Origin of the sequence: Variovorax sp. YR266 (genome assembly GCF_900107295.1) — a bacterium.
Lineage (GTDB): Bacteria > Pseudomonadota > Gammaproteobacteria > Burkholderiales > Burkholderiaceae_C > Variovorax.
In genome coordinates this window covers 103,359-118,870 of record NZ_FNPM01000001.1, presented here as the reverse complement: position 1 = coordinate 118,870, position 15,512 = coordinate 103,359, and the positions used below count along the sequence as shown (strand labels likewise).

Sequence of the window (15,512 nt, the reverse complement as noted above, 5' to 3'; positions counted from 1 at the left end):
CAACCGAAATGGAAAGCGGGCCACCGCTTTTTTGAACAACACCGAACCCGAGCGGGACCGGGCCATTGCAGATGGCCCTCCCGCGGAAACCGGCCGCAAAGATTGGGCGGCGCCGGAACTCGTAACCGGACACTTTTTGTTTTTTGACCCGCGTTAGCTCAATGGATCAGAGCACTTGCCTACGAAGCAAGGGGTTGCACGTTCGAGTCGTGCACGTGGGGCCATTTCTTTCTTTGTTCAGCTGTCACACAACCAAGGAGCCACCATGCGCAAGCGCAACACCCCGATCCGGATGATCACCGTGCGCCCGGCACAACCGCGCAAGCGCATGGTGCTGGCCCTGGCCCAACGCTTCGGCATCGTGACCGATGCACGTCGCGCGAACGAACGCGCGCCGACGTCGCCGGGCCGAGAGGCGCCACTCGAAGGCCTCGATCTCGACCAGCGCGTGCGCGCGGTCGGCGAGTGGTGAGTCGGCTGCTCGTCTTTTTCTTATGGTGTACGTAGCTCAACGGCAGAGCCGCGGGTTGTGGTCCCGCTGACGACGGTTCGATTCCGTTCGTGCACCCCATGGTTTCATTTCATTCAACCTCACAACCATCGCCGCAAAAGGAGGCGAGTCATGCACCCTCACGTCCTGCAACTCGATATTCAGGGCACGCCGCAAGCCTGGATTTCGCTGGAGCAGGCGGTGTTGCACTACGCGACCGGCTCGGTCGCATGGGAAGACGGCGACCTGCCGCTGGCCACGCTGCGTGGCGGCTTCAACGTGGCGCGCGGTGTGCAGTCGCGCGTCGAAGTGGCGCCGATCATCGCGCTGCGCGGTGCGTCGAAGATCAACCTCTTCGACGTGATTCCGAGCGTCACCAAGAGCAAGCTGCTGCGCCGCGACCGTCACACCTGCGCCTACTGCGCGGGCGTGTTCCACGAGCGCGACCTGCAATGCGAGCACGTGCTGCCCGAATCGCGCGGAGGCCCATGGACCTGGACCAACCTCGTGAGCGCATGCGCAGTCTGCAACAACCGCAAGGCCGCGCGCACGCCGGAAGAAGCAGGCATGCCGCTGGTCTATCTGCCTTATGTGCCGAGCCGCTATGAGAACTTTCTGCTTGAAGGCCGCAACATTCGTGCGGACGTGCACGAGTGGCTGGCCAAGCGGCTGCCCAAGGGCTCGCGGCTTCAGTAAGGGCAGGGCTGTGACCTTGACCCATGCCCATGAAAAAAGCCCGCTGTCTTCCGGACAGCGGGCTTTTGTTTGTGCGGGGGATCGGTGGTCAGCGCCCGAAGAAGCGGTAGGCGATCAGGCCTGCGGCCGCCAAGCCACCCACGACCGCGAGGATCACCTTGGTGGCACGACCGGAACCGCGCTTCGAGCGCGGCCAGTGATCTGGCCCGATCAGGTCGATGGGGACGGTGGGTTTGCCTATGTCGGACGCCTTTTCCATGGGAGGAAATATAGCTCACGCCCGAAGCGTGGTCCGAGGCAGGTCACATTCTGTGGCCTCCGAACATCGTCACCGGCCCTGGCTGCGGCCGGACAAAAAAATACCCGCATGAGCGGGCCGAACGAGCTTTTTGGCTTCGAAGTTGATATCCCTGTGTCTCTTGTTGTTGTGATGCGTGACAGCAGGTACAAGATGCCATGCCCAATGGGTGTCTTTTGCAGGTCGGGGCTGAAGCAGGTTGCAAGTGATAGGCAAAACCGTGAAATATTCCCGTATGAACAAAGAAATCATTCTTGAAAGTTTGACGCGCGCGCTGGAGAGCTGGGTTCGCAATGCTTCTGCAGCGCAACTCTGGCACGTGCATCAAGCGGGCGGCCTCGCGGCCTCCATCGAGGCGGACGATGAGGTCGTGCAGGTGCGCATCGTCCTCGGCGGCGCGCGAGACGCCTTGTCGGACATCGGCAAGACCGATGGGCGAATGCCCGTCACCGAGGCTTTTCTCGGCAGTTCGGCATGGGGCGCGCCGCCGGCACAAGGAAGCCCGGAGCGCGAGCAATGGTTCCTGTCGAGCGAACTGGCGCAGACACACGCGCGCCAGTATCTGATGGCCGAGGTGGGTGAGCGGCGCGATCTGCTCGAGCGCTGTGTCGACGACTGGATCGCGCGGCAGGGAGCCGCTTCCTGATAGTCCGGTTCACCGGCGGTCCGCAGGTCAGCCTTGTGCTCCCTCGGACACGGCAGCCCAGGCTTCCCAGGTCGACATGCGTTGCGAATAGGCCTGCTTCGCGGCAGGCAAGCAGGCCTTTCCGAGAAAGAGTCGCAGCGGCGGTTCCTCTGCGTCGACTACAGCGAGGATCGCCGCAGTCGTGGCAACCGGATTGCCCAGCGCTCGGGTGGCGCTGAGGGCCTTGATCTTCTGGCGCAGCCCCTCGTAGACCTGCATCGGCTCCGCGCTGATGGCCGAGGCTCCTCGCCAGTCCGTGTCGTAGCCGCCGGGCTCGACGAGCGTCACCTTGATGCCGAAGGCCCCGACTTCCGATGCGAGCGTTTCCACGAGTCCCTCGACGGCCCATTTGGTTGCGTTGTAGACCCCGGCAGTGGGAAAGGTGATGACTCCCGCCACGCTCGAGGTCACCAGGAGGTGCCCTCCGCCTTGCGCCCTCAGGTGGGGAAGCGCTGCCTGAATGACCCAGAGAGTTCCGAAGAGGTTGGTCTCGAACTGCGCACGCGCCTGCGGTTCGCTGCTTTCCTCGATGGTGCCGAACAACGCGTAGCCGGCATTGCTGGCGATGACGTCAAGTCGGCCGAAACGGGCAATCGCCGCGTCCATCGCTGCGAATACTGCGTCGCGATCCGTGACGTCGAGAGTCACCGGGAGGATGGCGTCGCCGTACTTCGCCACCAGCGGCTGTAGTGCCTCCATGGAGCGGGTTGTTGCCACGACCTTGTCGCCGCGTTCCAGCGCCGCCTGTGCCCATGCGCGTCCGAGTCCTCGAGACGAGCCTGTGATGAACCAAACCTTGGATGTCATGTATTGCTCCGTGTTAGTACAAATCGTGTTTGACCGCGTCCTGGTACTTCGCATCAAGGACCGACGCAGAGACGTCGTGCAGCTCTGCAAGTGCGACCAGCACCGTCCCGACCGTTGGCAGGGAGTTGCGATCCAGGAGTGCGGCCGGATCCCACAGCCGCGCGCGATTGACGGCCTTGCCGCAGTGGAACAAGGCTTCCTCGACCGTGACCACGACGGCGGCTTTGGGATGCTTGCCTCGCTCGACAAGCCTGCCAAGCAGATCCGGCGATGTGGAGATGTGCCCATGGCCATTGATGCGCATGAACACATCCAGCCCGGGAAAGAGAAAGAGCATTGCAACCCTGTCGTCGTCCTGCAGATTTTTCAGTGACTCGATGCGGTTGTTGCCGGGCCAATCCGCGAACGTGAGCGTCTGGGCATCGAGCATGTGCACGAAGCCAGGCGGACCGCCGCGCGGAGAAGCGTCGAGGCCCGAGCTCTCGCGCCCCGTCGCAAGGCAGAAGAACGTCGCGGCTTCAAGGTAGGGGCGGTGGTACTCGGTCAGTCTGCGAGACACCGCCTTCTGGATCATCGGGGATGGCTCGGCGTACAGCTCGCCGAGTGCAACGACGTTGCGTTCTCTTGCTCTGTCTTCCATGTCGGCACTGTCGGGAAGGATGTCTTGGGCTTGCATGGCGGTCATCTGCTCTGAAGTGTTGGATCGATGCTAGGTTTTTGGACCTGGCGTTGCTATGCTGTTCAGGCCATTCAATAGCTCATTTGCGCCATGTCCTCGACAACCCAGCAGCCCGACCTTGCGGACCTGAAAGATGGCGCCGCGGGGCCGTTGGCGATCGTTGTTTCCCAATGCGTCGAAGGGAGTTCGCTGGTGGAGCCTCACAGCCACGGACGAGGGCAGCTCCTTGGTGTTTGGCGAGGCCTGCTGACGCTTGGCACGGAGTTCGGCAAATGGCTCGTGCCGAACGTGCACGCGGTGTGGATACCGCCCGGGCAACTGCACTGGGCGAGCGCGCACGGACAGGTCGACACGTGGAGCATCTACGTCCAGAGCGGTGCGGGTGAGGGGCTGCCTGAACGACCGGCGACGCTTCGTATCTCGGCCCTGTTGCGCGAGACAGTGCGGCGGCTTGAAAATCTCAACAGTGAGCCTGCTGGAGCGATGCGAGGTTTGCTCGAACTCGTCGTGGTCAACGAGATCAGGTCCTTGCCGATCGAAGAGCTCAGCCTGCCGATGCCGACAAGCCCATCGCTGATGAAGATCGCGCAAGAGCTCCTGGCGCAGCCCGCTGACGATCGTTCGTTGGACGCCTGGGCCGGGTTGGCGAATATTTCGCCTCGCACGCTGAACCGTCGCTTTCCCTTGGAGACCGGATACAGCCTTGGAACATGGCGGCAGCGTGCGCGCTTGCTGCGTGGGTTGGAGCTCCTGGCTGAGGGACGCTCCGTCACGACCGTTGCCCCCGAGCTCGGCTACAGCAACATCAGTGGGTTCATTGCCTTGTTCAAGCGCACGTTTGGTGCCACTCCCACTCAGTACATGCGGCAGCAGCCACAATGAAAAACGCCCGCTACCTTGTGAGTAGCGGGCGTTCCAGCGATGACGCGATGTTGGTTGGTGGGCCCTGAGTGACTCGAACACTCGACCTACGGATTAAGAGTCCGCTGCTCTACCAACTGAGCTAAGAGCCCTTGCGTTGAAAACGTTTGGTGTTTTCTGGCAAGACCACGAGTATATCCCAGAATTTCTGCTCGTCCAAAAAAATTGTAGGTCGCGGCGTTAGGATTCGCCACCACCGACGGGGGCACGGCCCTCTCAACCAGGAGAACTTCGATGAGCGACGCCAACACCACGCCCCATGTCTTGATCACCGGCGCCGCAGGCGCACTGGGCCGTGCCGTGGCTCAGCACTTCATCGACCAGGGCGCGCGCCTTGCGCTGGTCGACCACCATGCAGGTCGTCTTGCGGAGGTCTTCCCGGGCCTCGACAACTCGCAGCACCTCTTGCTGGCGGGCGACGTGACTTCCGCGTCCGAGATGGCAGCCCTCGCGGAGCAGGCGCTCAAGTCTTTCGGTCGCATCGATACGCTGGTCCACATCGCAGGCGGCTTCGAGATGGGTGAGGCGACGCATGCGCTCACGCGCGCGAGCTGGGACCGGATGATGAATCTCAACGCATGGTCGTTCGTGGCGGTGACGCAGGCCGTGCTGCCCTCGATGATCGAGCGACGCGCAGGCAGCGTCATCGCCGTGACGGCGAAGGTCGCAGCGCGCGGCGTTCCGGCCATGGCCGCGTACATCGCTTCGAAGAGTGCGCTGCAGCGGCTGGTGGAAGCCATGGCCGCAGAGGCGGCACCGCATGGCGTCAACATCAACAGCGTGGCGCCGAGCGTGCTCGACACGCCGGCCAACCGGCAGGCGATGCCCGATGCGAATCCGGCTGACTGGGTGTCGACCTCAGTCGCCGCGCAGACGATCGGCTTCCTTGCATCGCCGGGCGCAGCAGCGCTGCACGGCCAGCATCTGACGTTGGATACCTGAGCCGGAAAAAAGAAAAGGCCCTGGCGGATGCCAGGGCCTTTTCTGTATTGGTTGGTGGAGAGGATGAGGATCGAACTCACGACCTCCGCATTGCGAACGCGGCGCTCTCCCAGCTGAGCTACCCCCCCAACGCAGGGCGAATTTTAACCGGAACTCCTGTTTTGGCGCACTCTGCCGTGCCAAGATGCGCGCCTCGCGAAACACGGAGCAAAGATCGCATGGCCTCGTTCGACCCCGCCTGGCTGGAATGCATGTACAACAACCTCGCGCGGGTCAAAGATCACCCCGCGTACTTCGAGCGCTGGGCGCGCGAATCGGCCGCAGTGCGCGAGGCGTTGCCGGCGCGGATCGATCTTCCCTACGGCCAGGGCGTGAACGAAACGCTCGACATCTTTCCCGCACCGGTGCCCGACGCGCCCGTGCTGGTCTTCATCCACGGCGGCTACTGGCGCGCGATGGACAAGAAAGACCACTCCTTCATTGCGCCTGCGTTCAATGACCGCGGCATCTGCGTGGTCCAGCCCAATTACGCGCTGTGCCCCGGTACGCCGGAGCAGCCTGTCACGGTGCCCGGCATCCTGCTGCAGATGGTGCGTGCGCTCGAATGGACCTGGCGCCACATCGCGGCCCATGGCGGCGATCCTTCGCGGATCACCGTCGCAGGCCATTCGGCCGGTGGTCATATGGCGGCGGCGCTGTTGGCTTGCGACTGGAAGGCGGTCGCACCCGATCTGCCCGCGCAGCTCGTGCGCAACGCGCTGTCGATCTCGGGCCTTTACGACCTTCGCCCGCTGCAGCGCACGCCATTTCTCGAGAATGTGCTGAAGCTGACCGATGCAGACGCCCTGCGTGCCAGCCCGGCACTGTGGCCTGCGCCCAAACGCGGCCAGCTCTACGCCGTTGCTGGCGGCGGGGAGAGCGAAGAGTTCATCCGCCACAACGCGATGATCCGCGAGGCGTGGGGCCGCAACACCGTGCCGGTGTGCGAGGTGCTACCGGGGCTCAACCACTTCGATGTGGTCGACGCGCTCGCCGATCCGGCTCACACCCTGCACCGGCACGCGGTGCAGTTGCTGGAAGCCTGACCGGTGCCCCGGGGGCGGGGGCTTACATCAACAGGTGCTCGCCCGCGTTGTCGCCACCCAGCGTGACGTAGTTGACCTTGCGGATGTCCATCAGCGCGCGGCCGCCCGCGTAGCTGATCGAGCTCTGCACGTCCTGCTCCATTTCGACCAGCGTTTCGGCCAGCTTGCCCTTGATGGGTTCGAGGATGCGCTTGCCCTCGACGTGCTTGTACTCGCCCTTGTTGAAGTCGCTGGCGGAGCCGTAGTACTCCTTGAACAGCACGCCGTCGACCTCGACCGTCTTGCCCGGCGACTCCTCGTGCCCCGCGAACAGCGAGCCGATCATGACCATCGACGCGCCGAAGCGCACGCTCTTGGCAATGTCGCCGTGGTCGCGGATGCCGCCGTCGGCAATGATCGGCTTGGTCGCCACGCGCGCGCACCACTTGAGCGCCGACAGCTGCCAGCCGCCGGTGCCGAAGCCGGTCTTGAGCTTGGTGATGCAGACCTTGCCCGGGCCGATGCCGACCTTGGTCGCATCAGCTCCCCAGTTCTCGAGGTCGATCACCGCTTCGGGCGTGCCGACATTGCCGGCAATCACGAAGGTCTTGGGCAGCTTTTCCTTCAGGTAGCCGATCATGTTCTTCACACTGTCGGCGTGGCCGTGTGCGATGTCGATCGTGACGTACTCGGGCACGAGGCCCTGTGCCACGAGTTGGTCGACGGTGTCGTAGTCGGCCTTCTTCACCCCCAGAGAGATGGAGGCGAACACGCCCTTGCCCTGCATCTCCTTGACGAACTTGACGTTGTCGAGGTCGAAGCGGTGCATCACGTAGAAGTAGCCGTTCTGCGCCAGCCACAGGCAGATCGACTCGTCGACCACCGTCTTCATGTTGGCGGGCACCACGGGCAGGCGGAAGCTGCGCTCGCCCAGCGTGACGCTGGTGTCGCACTCGGAACGGCTCTCCACGCGGCACTTGCGCGGGAGCAGGAGGATGTTGTCGTAATCGAAAATTTGCATGACCAGGCTCCTGAAAGGAATCGTTGAAAGAAACGAATGAGCGCTTGGTCCGGCCGGCTTTCGCGGTGCGTTCTGCAAGGAAAACGCCCACAAAAAACCGGGCGCAAGAAACTTGGGCCCGGTGATTGATTTTACGCGGTCTCGCAAAGGCAGGTCTTCCGGTTCTTCATATAACCCGCATACGCCGTGGTTTCTACAATCACATGATGTTGTTTAACGATCCTGCGGCTGACGCCCACCCCCCAGCGCTGCCGCTGCTCCAGAACCTGAACGCGGAGCAACTCGCCGCGGTCACGCTGCCAGAGGGCAACGCGCTGATCCTGGCCGGCGCCGGTTCCGGCAAGACGCGCGTGCTCACCACCCGCATCGCCTGGCTGCTGCAGACGGGCCAGGTCTCCGCCGGCGGCATCCTCGCCGTGACCTTCACCAACAAGGCCGCGAAAGAAATGATGACGCGGCTGACGGCGATGCTGCCCGTCAACGTGCGCGGCATGTGGATCGGCACCTTCCACGGCCTGTGCAACCGCCTGCTGCGCGCGCACTGGAAACTGGCCAACCTGCCGTCGACCTTCCAGATCCTCGACACGCAAGACCAGCTCTCGGCCATCAAGCGCCTGATGAAGCAGTTCAACGTCGACGACGAGCGCTTCCCGGCCAAGCAGACCCAGTGGTTCATCGCCGGCGCCAAGGAAGACGGCCTGCGCCCCGGCGACGTAGAAGTGCGCAGCGACGACGACCGCAAGAAGGTCGAGCTCTACCGCCTCTACGAAGAACAATGCCAGCGCGAGGGCGTGGTCGACTTCGGCGAGCTCATGCTGCGCAGCTACGAACTGCTGCGCGACAACGACCCGGTGCGCGAGCACTACCAGCGGCGCTTCCGCCACATCCTGATCGACGAGTTCCAGGACACCAACCGCCTGCAGTACGCGTGGATCAAGATGCTCACCGGCAACACCGTCGCGGGCCAGTTCACACCGAGCGAGAACAGCAGCGTGATCGCCGTGGGCGACGACGACCAGAGCATCTACGCCTTCCGCGGCGCGCGCGTGGGCAACATGACCGACTTCGTGCGCGAGTTCGACGTGCGCCACCAGATCAAGCTGGAGCAGAACTACCGCAGCTACAGCAACATCCTCGACTCGGCCAACGAGCTCATCAGTCACAACAAGAAGCGCCTGGGCAAGAACCTGCGCACCGACCAGGGTCCGGGCGAGCCGGTGCGCGTGTACGAGTCGCCCACCGACCTCGCCGAAGCCCAGTGGATGGTCGAGGAAATGCGCCAGCTCGCGCGCGACGGCTACGAGCGCAAGGAAATGGCCGTGCTCTACCGCAGCAACGCGCAGAGCCGGGTGATCGAAACGGCGCTCTTCAATGCCTCGGTGCCGTACCGCGTGTACGGCGGCCTGCGCTTCTTCGAGCGCGCCGAAATCAAGCACGCGCTGGCCTATCTGCGCCTGCTGGAGAACAAGGACGACGACACCAGCTTCCTGCGCGTCGTCAACTTCCCGCCGCGCGGCATCGGTGCGCGCACGCTCGAAACCCTGCAGGACGCGGCGCGCGCGGCCGGGCGTTCGCTGCACGATGCGGTGAGCGTCGTCGGCGGCAAGGCCGGCGCCAACCTCACGGGTTTCGTTGCCAAGATCGACGTGCTGCGCGAGCAGACCCAAGGCGTGAGCCTGCGCGAGATCATCGAGCTGGTGCTCGACCACAGCGGCCTCGTCGAGCACTACAAAGCCGACCGCGAAGGCGCCGACCGCCTCGAGAACTTGGACGAACTCGTGAACGCGGCCGAGAGCTTTGTTACGCAGGAAGGCTTCGGCCGCGACGCCGTTGCGCTGCCGGTCGACGAGTTGCGCCAGTCGCCTGCGAGCCAGGGTATCGACCCGAGCCGTCCGGTGCTCGACGAGCCGCTCGCGCCCGACGCCGAAACCGGCGAAACGCTGAGCCCGCTGGCCGCTTTCCTCACGCACGCCGCGCTCGAATCGGGCGACAACCAGGCGCAAGCCGGGCAGGACGCGGTGCAACTGATGACCGTGCATGCCGCCAAGGGCCTGGAGTTCGACTGCGTGTTCATCACCGGCATGGAAGAGGGCCTGTTTCCGCACGAGAACTCGATGAGCGATTTCGAGAGCCTCGAGGAAGAACGCCGCCTGATGTACGTGGCGATCACGCGTGCCCGCAAGCGCCTGTACCTGAGCCATTCGCAGACGCGCATGCTGCACGGCCAGACGCGCTACAACGTCAAGAGCCGCTTCTTCGACGAGTTGCCCGAAGGCGCGCTGAAGTGGCTCACGCCCAAGAACCAGGGCTTCACTCCATCGGCCTTCGGCTATGGCGGAGGCTACGCGAGCACGCGCGGCGGTGGAGGCGGCTACAGCGGTGGTGGCTATGGAGGCGGCGGCAGCAGCCGCGACAAGGACACCTTCGCCAGCCCACCCGTGCCGCCGCAGAAGACAGCGCCTTCACACGGCCTGCGCTCGGGCATGCAGGTGTTCCACAACAAGTTCGGCGAAGGCACGGTGACCGCGCTCGAAGGTACGGGCGACGACGCACGCGCACAGGTCAAGTTCGCGCGGCATGGCGTGAAGTGGCTGGCGTTGTCGGTGGCCAAGCTCACGCCGATCTGAGCTTTGCGGCGCCGCTTGCAGCGGCGGCGCTCAGTCCGGATTGAAAGTGTCGCGGAAGGTGAACCAGTTCGACGCCTGCGCCATGGCGGCGAGCGTCAGCACCGTGCCGACCATCAGGATGTTGCCGATGGCCATTGCGCCGGTGTCCGAGCCCAGAGAGCCCACGCCGATCACGATGGTGCCGACCAGCGCCGCCGCCAGCAGGCCAAGCACCAGCACGCCGCACCACGCGAGCCAGTACAGCGCATAGGCGCCGAAATTCCTGAACATCGCCACCAGGCTGAAGAAAATGCTCTTCACCGGCTCCACCCGGTGCCAGTGGACCAGCGCGGGGGCATGCCACATCGCCGCGACCAGCGGCAGCGCGAGGCACATCTGAAGCAGATTCGCCATCTGGAAGCGGCTGCTTTCCAGCACTTCCTTGGTCGGGGTTTCGCCTAGCAGGTAGCTGCGCATGAACTGGCCGCCATCGACCAGTGCCGTCAGGAACACGGTCAGGAAGCAATACACCGCCGAGATCACGCCAAGTACAGCCAGAGCGCGCCATTCCGTTCGCATGGCACGGGCCACCGACAGGAACATGAGCGCGCCGGTCGGCTTCTTCACGCCGCCCGCTTCCCCAGGAAGATCGGTGTTGGTCGCCGAGGCGTCGGCCACCGACGCCGCGACCATGAAGCCCAGCGTGGAGAACGGCAGCAGCACGAACGGAATGAATCTGCCGATCAGCGGCAGCTGCGAAATGCTCGTGATCAGCGCCATGAACATCAGGAACAGCGAGACAAAGGCCAGCGGCTGCCGCCAGAAGTTCTTGAGTCCGAGGCGGACCCATTCGACGCCGGTTCGCGCCGGCACGAGGTTGAGTTTCATGTGTAGAGGTCAGGCAGCCAGCAGCGGCTCGAGGGCCTGTGCCATGGCATGCGGGTGGGTGGCGCGGTCGCGCAGCACGCGTTCGAAGTGCGTGGGGTCATGGGGCTTGAGCATGCTCGCCTCGCGCGGCAGATGGAAGTCCCAGAGCCGGGAAATCCAGAAGCGCAGCGCCGCGGCTCGCAGCATCGCGGGCAGCAGGGCGCGCTCGGCGGCGTTCAGCGGTCGCACGGTTTCGTAGGCCGACAGCAGTGCGTCAGCGCGTTCGGCATCGTGCCGGCCGGTCGGTAGGTCGATGGCCCAGTCGTTCAGGCACACGGCCAGGTCGAACAGCCAGGTGTCGGTGCCGGCGAAGTAGAAGTCGAACACGCCGGTCAGGCGGGGCGCAGCGCCGGCCTCGCCACCGGTCGCGAACATCACGTTGTCGCGGAACATGTCGGCATGCACCGGGCCGCGCGGCAGGGCCGCATAGGCCGAAGACTCGGCGACGTGGTTCTGGTAGGCCAGTTCGGCACGAAGCAGGGCGGCTTGCGATTCCTCGATGTACGGCAGCACCACCGGCACCGTCTCGTTCCACCAGTGCAGGCCGCGCAGGTTCGGCTGGATGCGGGGGTAGTCGCGCCCCGCGAGGTGCATGCGTGCCAGCATCGCGCCCAGTTCGGCGCAATGTGCCGTGCCGGGGGCCAGTTCGCTGTGGCCCGAGAGCTTCTGCACCACCGCAGCAGGCTTGCCGGCCACGATGTGCAACAGGTCGCACGCGGCTTCGGCGGGCACGGGGGGCTGGTTCTTCCTGGGCTTCTCGGCGGCGGCGGGCTCGGCTGCCGCCACGGGCGCGGGAACAGGCAGGCCGGCAGCCGCCAGGTGCTTCATCAGACAAAGGTAGTACGGGAGCTGCTCGGCACTCAGGCGCTCGAACAGCGTCAACACGAACTCGCCGGACTCGGTGGTCGCGAAGTAGTTGGTGTTCTCGATGCCGCCCTCGATGCCGCGCAGTTCGCGCAGCGGGCCCAGGCCCAGGCGTTGGACGAGCGCGTCTGCCTCGCCGAAACTGACTTCGGTGAAAACTGCCATCGCGGTACTCAGCGCCGCGTTGCCGCTGCAAAAACTAGGACGAAAGAACGCACGGTCAGAACTTCATCACGTTCCAGACGCGGGGGCCGTTGGCGCCCGTTTCGGACGAACCCTGGCGTCCCGTGTACGCGTCGGCGGGCAGCACTTCGTAGCCCGGCACGTTGGCCTTGGGCGTGACGTTGATGCTCTGCGTGCGGCCGCCGTAGCGGACTTCGTCGACCGAGGCACCGCTGTCCTCGGTATGGATGTTCTCGACCTTCTGGTTGCGTCGGCCTTCGGCTTTGTCCTGCTCCTGATTTGGTAGCGATGCGGCGGGGGCCGCCGCGGGGGAGGCTGCGGGCTGCTGCGCCTGTACGGCGGCAAAGGGGGCTGCGAAAGCCAGCGCCAGCAGGATGCGGCGGGCGACCAGGAGTGTGGAGCTAGGCATGTCTTGATTGTAGGCTCGCCCCCGGTTCCGGGGCGTCGGTTGACACCTCGTGCCGTCGTGGCTTCGGACGCCGTCGCGGGCACGGCAAAATGGCCCGATGACCGACAAGAAAACGCTGCTGCTCGTCGATGGCTCGAGCTACCTCTACCGCGCCTTCCACGCGATGCCCGATCTGCGGGCCGTGCCCGGCGACCCCAAGAGCCCGGCGACCGGCGCGATCCGGGGAATGATCAACATGATGACCGCGCTGCGGCGCGAGGTGCGCGCCGACTACGCAGCCTGCATCTTCGACGCTCCCGGCAAGACCTTCCGCGACGACTGGTACCCCGAGTACAAGGCCAACCGCTCGCCGATGCCCGATGACCTGCGCAGCCAGATCGACCCCATCCACGAAGTGGTGAAGCTGCTCGGCTGGCCCGTGCTCAGCGTGCCCGACGTGGAAGCCGACGACGTCATCGGCACGCTCGCAAAAGTCGCCGCCGCTCAGGGCGTCGAGGTGATCGTGTCCAGCGGCGACAAGGACCTGAGCCAGCTGGTCGACGAGCACATCACCATCATCGACACGATGAACGGCAAGAAGCGCGACGTGGCGGGTGTGACGTCCGAGTTTGGCGTACCGCCGAACCTGATGATCGACTACCAGACGCTGGTCGGCGACACGGTCGACAACGTGCCAGGCGTCCCGAAGGTCGGCCCCAAGACTGCCGCCAAATGGCTGCTCGAATACGGCTCGCTCGACGCATTGATCGAACGCGCCGCCGAAGTGAAGGGCGCCGCGGGCGAGAACCTGCGCCAGGCCATCGACAAGCTGCCGTTGAGCAAACGCCTCGTCACCATTCGCACCGACTGCGACCTCGACGGCCACGTTACCGGCCTGCCGTCGCTCGAAGGCCTGCCCGTCGGCGCGCCGCAGACGGCCGAGCTGAAACCCTTCTACGAGAAGTTCGGCTTCAAGAGCCTGGTCAAGTCGCTCGAAGCGCAGGAAGTGCCGCCCGAGCTGATCGAAGAGAGCATCAAGAAGAAGGCTGCCTCCAAGGCCGACAGCGACCAGGGCGGCCTGTTCGACGAGCCCTCCGAGCTCGAAGCGCAGGAGGCCGCCGCGCCCGCGAGCAATCTCAAGTACGACACGATCACGAACTGGGCGCAGTTCGACGCCTGGCTCGCAAAGCTCGAAGCTGCCGACCTCGCGGCCATCGACACCGAGACCACCTCGCTCGACGAGATGGTCGCGCAGATCGTCGGCGTGAGCTTCAGCGTCACGCCCGGCGAAGCGGCCTACATCCCGCTTACGCACAACTACCCCGATGCGCCCGAGCAGTTGCCCATCGACGAGGTGCTGGCGAAGCTCAAGCCCTGGCTGGAGAACGGTGCCAAGAAAAAGCTCGGCCAGCACATCAAGTACGACCGCCACGTGTTCGCCAACCATGGCATCGAGGTGCAGGGCTACGCGCACGACACCATGCTGCAGAGCTACGTGCTCGAAGTGCACAAGCCACACGGTCTTTCCAGCCTGGCCGAGCGCCATCTGGGACGCAGCGGCATCTCGTACGAAGACCTGTGCGGCAAGGGCGCGCACCAGATCCCGTTCAGCCAGGTCGACATCGCCAAGGCGGCGGAGTATTCGTGCGAGGACAGCGACCAGACGCTCGACGTGCACAACACGCTGTGGCCGCGCCTCGAAGCCGACGAAAAACTGCGCTTCATCTACCAGCTCGAAATGGATTCGAGCGAGGCGCTCTACCGCGTCGAGCGCAACGGCGTGCTGATCGACGCCCCTACGCTTGCCACGCAGAGCCACGAACTCGGCAAGCGCATCATGGAACTGGAGCAGGAGGCCTACGACATCGCCGGCCAGCCCTTCAACCTCGGTTCGCCCAAGCAGATCGGCGAAATCTTCTTCACCAAGCTGGGCCTGCCCGTGGTCAAGAAGACGCCGAGCGGCGCACCCAGCACCGACGAAGAGGTGCTCGAAAAACTGGCCGAAGACTATCCGCTGCCGGCCAAGATCCTCGAACACCGCGGCCTGTCGAAGCTCAAGGGCACCTACACCGACAAGCTCGGCCAGCTCGCCAACCCGCGCACCGGCCGCGTGCACACGCACTATGCGCAGGCCGTGGCAGTCACGGGGCGCCTGAGCAGCAACGACCCCAACCTGCAGAACATCCCGATCCGAACGCCAGAAGGCCGCCGCGTACGCGAGGCCTTCGTGGCACCGGCGGGCAGCGTGATCGCCAGTGCCGACTACTCGCAGATCGAGCTGCGCATCATGGCCCACATCAGCGGCGACGAATCGCTGCTGCGCGCGTTCACCGAAGGCATCGACGTGCACCGCGCCACGGCCGCCGAGGTGTTCGGCTCCACGCCCGACCAGGTGTCGAGCGAGCAGCGCCGCTATGCCAAGGTCATCAACTTCGGCCTGATCTACGGCATGAGCAGCTTCGGCCTTGCGCGCAACCTCGGCATCGAGACCAAGGCCGCGGCCTCGTACATCGAGCGCTACTTCGCGCGCTACCCGGGCGTGAAGGCCTACATGGACGAGACCAAGGCGCTCGCCAAGGAGCAGGGCTACGTCGAGACCGTGTTCGGCCGCCGCCTCTACCTGCCCGAGATCAATTCGCCCAACGGCCCGCGACGCGGCGGCGCCGAGCGCGCGGCCATCAACGCGCCGATGCAGGGCACGGCCGCCGACCTGATCAAGCTCAGCATGGTCAAGGTACAGAACGTGCTTGACGAGGAGAAGCGCGGCACCCGGATGATCATGCAGGTGCACGACGAACTGGTGTTCGAAGTGCCCGAGGCCGAGATCGAATGGGTACGCACCGAAATCCCTCGTCTCATGGCCGGCGTGGCCGCGCTGAAGGTGCCGCTGCTGGCCGAGATCGGTGTCGGTCCCAATTGGGACAAGGCGCATTGATGAATA

15 protein-coding genes and 4 tRNA genes are annotated in these 15,512 nt (G+C 64.7%); 10 read left to right on the top strand and 9 right to left on the bottom strand.

The window, feature by feature from the left end; translation table 11 throughout:
* The first annotated feature begins 147 nt into the window (after positions 1-147).
* The 4 genes from BLW48_RS00590 (at position 148) to BLW48_RS00575 (ending at position 1,186) form a co-directional block, all read left to right on the top strand.
* Positions 148-224: transfer RNA gene (locus tag BLW48_RS00590), tRNA-Arg, on the top strand.
* Between the two features lie 41 nt (positions 225-265).
* Positions 266-472, top strand: a complete 207-nt coding sequence (locus BLW48_RS00585; RefSeq protein ID WP_093172028.1) for a short-chain dehydrogenase — start codon at positions 266-268, stop codon at positions 470-472.
* Positions 473-497: 25 nt separating this feature from the next.
* Positions 498-571, top strand: a tRNA-His gene (locus BLW48_RS00580).
* A gap of 51 nt (positions 572-622) precedes the next feature.
* The gene (locus BLW48_RS00575) at positions 623-1,186 is read left to right on the top strand and encodes an HNH endonuclease (protein ID WP_093172026.1); all 564 of its coding nucleotides are present in this window, start codon (positions 623-625) and stop codon (positions 1,184-1,186) included.
* 88 nt (positions 1,187-1,274) lie between these two features.
* Here the strand turns inward: BLW48_RS00575 and BLW48_RS35300 are convergent, their stop codons facing one another.
* On the bottom strand, positions 1,275-1,445 hold the full coding sequence (locus BLW48_RS35300) for a hypothetical protein (RefSeq protein WP_176928697.1): 171 nt from the start codon (positions 1,443-1,445) through the stop codon (positions 1,275-1,277).
* A 274-nt stretch (positions 1,446-1,719) separates the two neighbouring features.
* Here BLW48_RS35300 and BLW48_RS00570 point away from each other — a divergent pair, with 274 nt between their 5' ends.
* On the top strand, positions 1,720-2,130 hold the full coding sequence (locus BLW48_RS00570; RefSeq protein ID WP_093172024.1) for a hypothetical protein: 411 nt from the start codon (positions 1,720-1,722) through the stop codon (positions 2,128-2,130).
* A gap of 27 nt (positions 2,131-2,157) precedes the next feature.
* On the opposite strand, the gene BLW48_RS00565 is transcribed toward BLW48_RS00570, so the two are convergent.
* Both BLW48_RS00565 and BLW48_RS00560 read right to left on the bottom strand, forming a co-directional pair.
* The gene (locus BLW48_RS00565) at positions 2,158-2,976 is read right to left on the bottom strand and encodes an SDR family NAD(P)-dependent oxidoreductase (RefSeq protein WP_093172022.1); all 819 of its coding nucleotides are present in this window, start codon (positions 2,974-2,976) and stop codon (positions 2,158-2,160) included.
* Positions 2,977-2,989: 13 nt separating this feature from the next.
* Complete coding sequence (locus BLW48_RS00560; protein WP_256330702.1) at positions 2,990-3,616, bottom strand: MSMEG_1061 family FMN-dependent PPOX-type flavoprotein; 627 nt, start codon at positions 3,614-3,616, stop codon at positions 2,990-2,992.
* A 129-nt stretch (positions 3,617-3,745) separates the two neighbouring features.
* Between BLW48_RS00560 and BLW48_RS00555 the strand changes: the two genes are divergently transcribed.
* Positions 3,746-4,537, top strand: coding sequence for an AraC family transcriptional regulator (locus BLW48_RS00555; RefSeq protein ID WP_093172019.1), 792 nt, complete (start codon positions 3,746-3,748; stop codon positions 4,535-4,537).
* A 55-nt stretch (positions 4,538-4,592) separates the two neighbouring features.
* Here the strand turns inward: BLW48_RS00555 and BLW48_RS00550 are convergent.
* A tRNA-Lys gene (locus BLW48_RS00550) sits at positions 4,593-4,668 on the bottom strand.
* Between the two features lie 142 nt (positions 4,669-4,810).
* Here BLW48_RS00550 and BLW48_RS00545 point away from each other — a divergent pair.
* Entirely contained in the window at positions 4,811-5,518 is a 708-nt protein-coding gene (locus BLW48_RS00545; protein ID WP_093075441.1) for an SDR family NAD(P)-dependent oxidoreductase, read from the top strand.
* 52 nt (positions 5,519-5,570) lie between these two features.
* On the opposite strand, the gene BLW48_RS00540 is transcribed toward BLW48_RS00545, so the two are convergent.
* Positions 5,571-5,646 (bottom strand) — tRNA-Ala (locus tag BLW48_RS00540).
* A gap of 90 nt (positions 5,647-5,736) precedes the next feature.
* Between BLW48_RS00540 and BLW48_RS00535 the strand changes: the two genes are divergently transcribed.
* Complete coding sequence (locus BLW48_RS00535) at positions 5,737-6,603, top strand: alpha/beta hydrolase (RefSeq protein ID WP_093172017.1); 867 nt, start codon at positions 5,737-5,739, stop codon at positions 6,601-6,603.
* 22 nt (positions 6,604-6,625) lie between these two features.
* Here BLW48_RS00535 and BLW48_RS00530 read toward each other — a convergent pair whose 3' ends face one another.
* Positions 6,626-7,603 carry a GMP reductase gene (locus tag BLW48_RS00530; protein WP_093075435.1) on the bottom strand — a complete coding sequence of 326 codons (978 nt, stop codon included), beginning with the start codon at positions 7,601-7,603 and terminating at the stop codon, positions 6,626-6,628.
* A 206-nt stretch (positions 7,604-7,809) separates the two neighbouring features.
* On the opposite strand from BLW48_RS00530, the gene BLW48_RS00525 reads away from it, so the two are divergent.
* A complete protein-coding gene (locus tag BLW48_RS00525) occupies positions 7,810-10,230 on the top strand; it encodes a UvrD-helicase domain-containing protein (protein WP_371127531.1) in 2,421 nt (806 codons plus the stop codon).
* 30 nt (positions 10,231-10,260) lie between these two features.
* Here BLW48_RS00525 and BLW48_RS00520 read toward each other — a convergent pair whose 3' ends face one another.
* From BLW48_RS00520 to BLW48_RS00510, 3 genes are read right to left on the bottom strand one after another with little or no spacing between them, the layout of a single operon-like run.
* Positions 10,261-11,097 carry a BPSS1780 family membrane protein gene (locus BLW48_RS00520; protein WP_093172013.1) on the bottom strand — a complete coding sequence of 279 codons (837 nt, stop codon included), beginning with the start codon at positions 11,095-11,097 and terminating at the stop codon, positions 10,261-10,263.
* Positions 11,098-11,106: 9 nt separating this feature from the next.
* Positions 11,107-12,165: a homoserine kinase gene (locus BLW48_RS00515; protein ID WP_093049872.1), complete on the bottom strand. Its 1,059-nt coding sequence runs from the start codon at positions 12,163-12,165 to the stop codon at positions 11,107-11,109.
* A 55-nt stretch (positions 12,166-12,220) separates the two neighbouring features.
* The gene (locus BLW48_RS00510) at positions 12,221-12,592 is read right to left on the bottom strand and encodes a hypothetical protein (RefSeq protein WP_093172011.1); all 372 of its coding nucleotides are present in this window, start codon (positions 12,590-12,592) and stop codon (positions 12,221-12,223) included.
* A 97-nt stretch (positions 12,593-12,689) separates the two neighbouring features.
* On the opposite strand from BLW48_RS00510, the gene polA reads away from it, so the two are divergent.
* Positions 12,690-15,506 (top strand): DNA polymerase I, encoded by a 2,817-nt coding sequence (polA, locus tag BLW48_RS00505; protein WP_093172009.1) that lies wholly within the window; start codon positions 12,690-12,692, stop codon positions 15,504-15,506.
* Positions 15,507-15,512 lie beyond the last annotated feature (6 nt).

Excerpts from the sequence above, each read along its gene's own strand:
- BLW48_RS00515 (WP_093049872.1), bottom strand. The coding sequence starts at position 12,165 with ATGGCAGTTTTCACCGAAGTCAGTTTCGGCGAGGCAGACGCGCTCGTC.
- BLW48_RS00520 (WP_093172013.1), bottom strand. The coding sequence starts at position 11,097 with ATGAAACTCAACCTCGTGCCGGCGCGAACCGGCGTCGAATGGGTCCGC.
- BLW48_RS00570 (WP_093172024.1), top strand. The coding sequence starts at position 1,720 with ATGAACAAAGAAATCATTCTTGAAAGTTTGACGCGCGCGCTGGAGAGC.
- BLW48_RS00565 (WP_093172022.1), bottom strand. The coding sequence starts at position 2,976 with ATGACATCCAAGGTTTGGTTCATCACAGGCTCGTCTCGAGGACTCGGA.
- BLW48_RS00575 (WP_093172026.1), top strand. The coding sequence starts at position 623 with ATGCACCCTCACGTCCTGCAACTCGATATTCAGGGCACGCCGCAAGCC.
- BLW48_RS00535 (WP_093172017.1), top strand. The coding sequence starts at position 5,737 with ATGGCCTCGTTCGACCCCGCCTGGCTGGAATGCATGTACAACAACCTC.
- BLW48_RS00555 (WP_093172019.1), top strand. The coding sequence starts at position 3,746 with ATGTCCTCGACAACCCAGCAGCCCGACCTTGCGGACCTGAAAGATGGC.
- BLW48_RS35300 (WP_176928697.1), bottom strand. The coding sequence starts at position 1,445 with ATGGAAAAGGCGTCCGACATAGGCAAACCCACCGTCCCCATCGACCTG.
- BLW48_RS00510 (WP_093172011.1), bottom strand. The coding sequence starts at position 12,592 with ATGCCTAGCTCCACACTCCTGGTCGCCCGCCGCATCCTGCTGGCGCTG.
- BLW48_RS00560 (WP_256330702.1), bottom strand. The coding sequence starts at position 3,616 with ATGGAAGACAGAGCAAGAGAACGCAACGTCGTTGCACTCGGCGAGCTG.
- BLW48_RS00585 (WP_093172028.1), top strand. The coding sequence starts at position 266 with ATGCGCAAGCGCAACACCCCGATCCGGATGATCACCGTGCGCCCGGCA.
- polA (WP_093172009.1), top strand. The coding sequence starts at position 12,690 with ATGACCGACAAGAAAACGCTGCTGCTCGTCGATGGCTCGAGCTACCTC.
- BLW48_RS00525 (WP_371127531.1), top strand. The coding sequence starts at position 7,810 with ATGTTGTTTAACGATCCTGCGGCTGACGCCCACCCCCCAGCGCTGCCG.
- BLW48_RS00545 (WP_093075441.1), top strand. The coding sequence starts at position 4,811 with ATGAGCGACGCCAACACCACGCCCCATGTCTTGATCACCGGCGCCGCA.
- BLW48_RS00530 (WP_093075435.1), bottom strand. The coding sequence starts at position 7,603 with ATGCAAATTTTCGATTACGACAACATCCTCCTGCTCCCGCGCAAGTGC.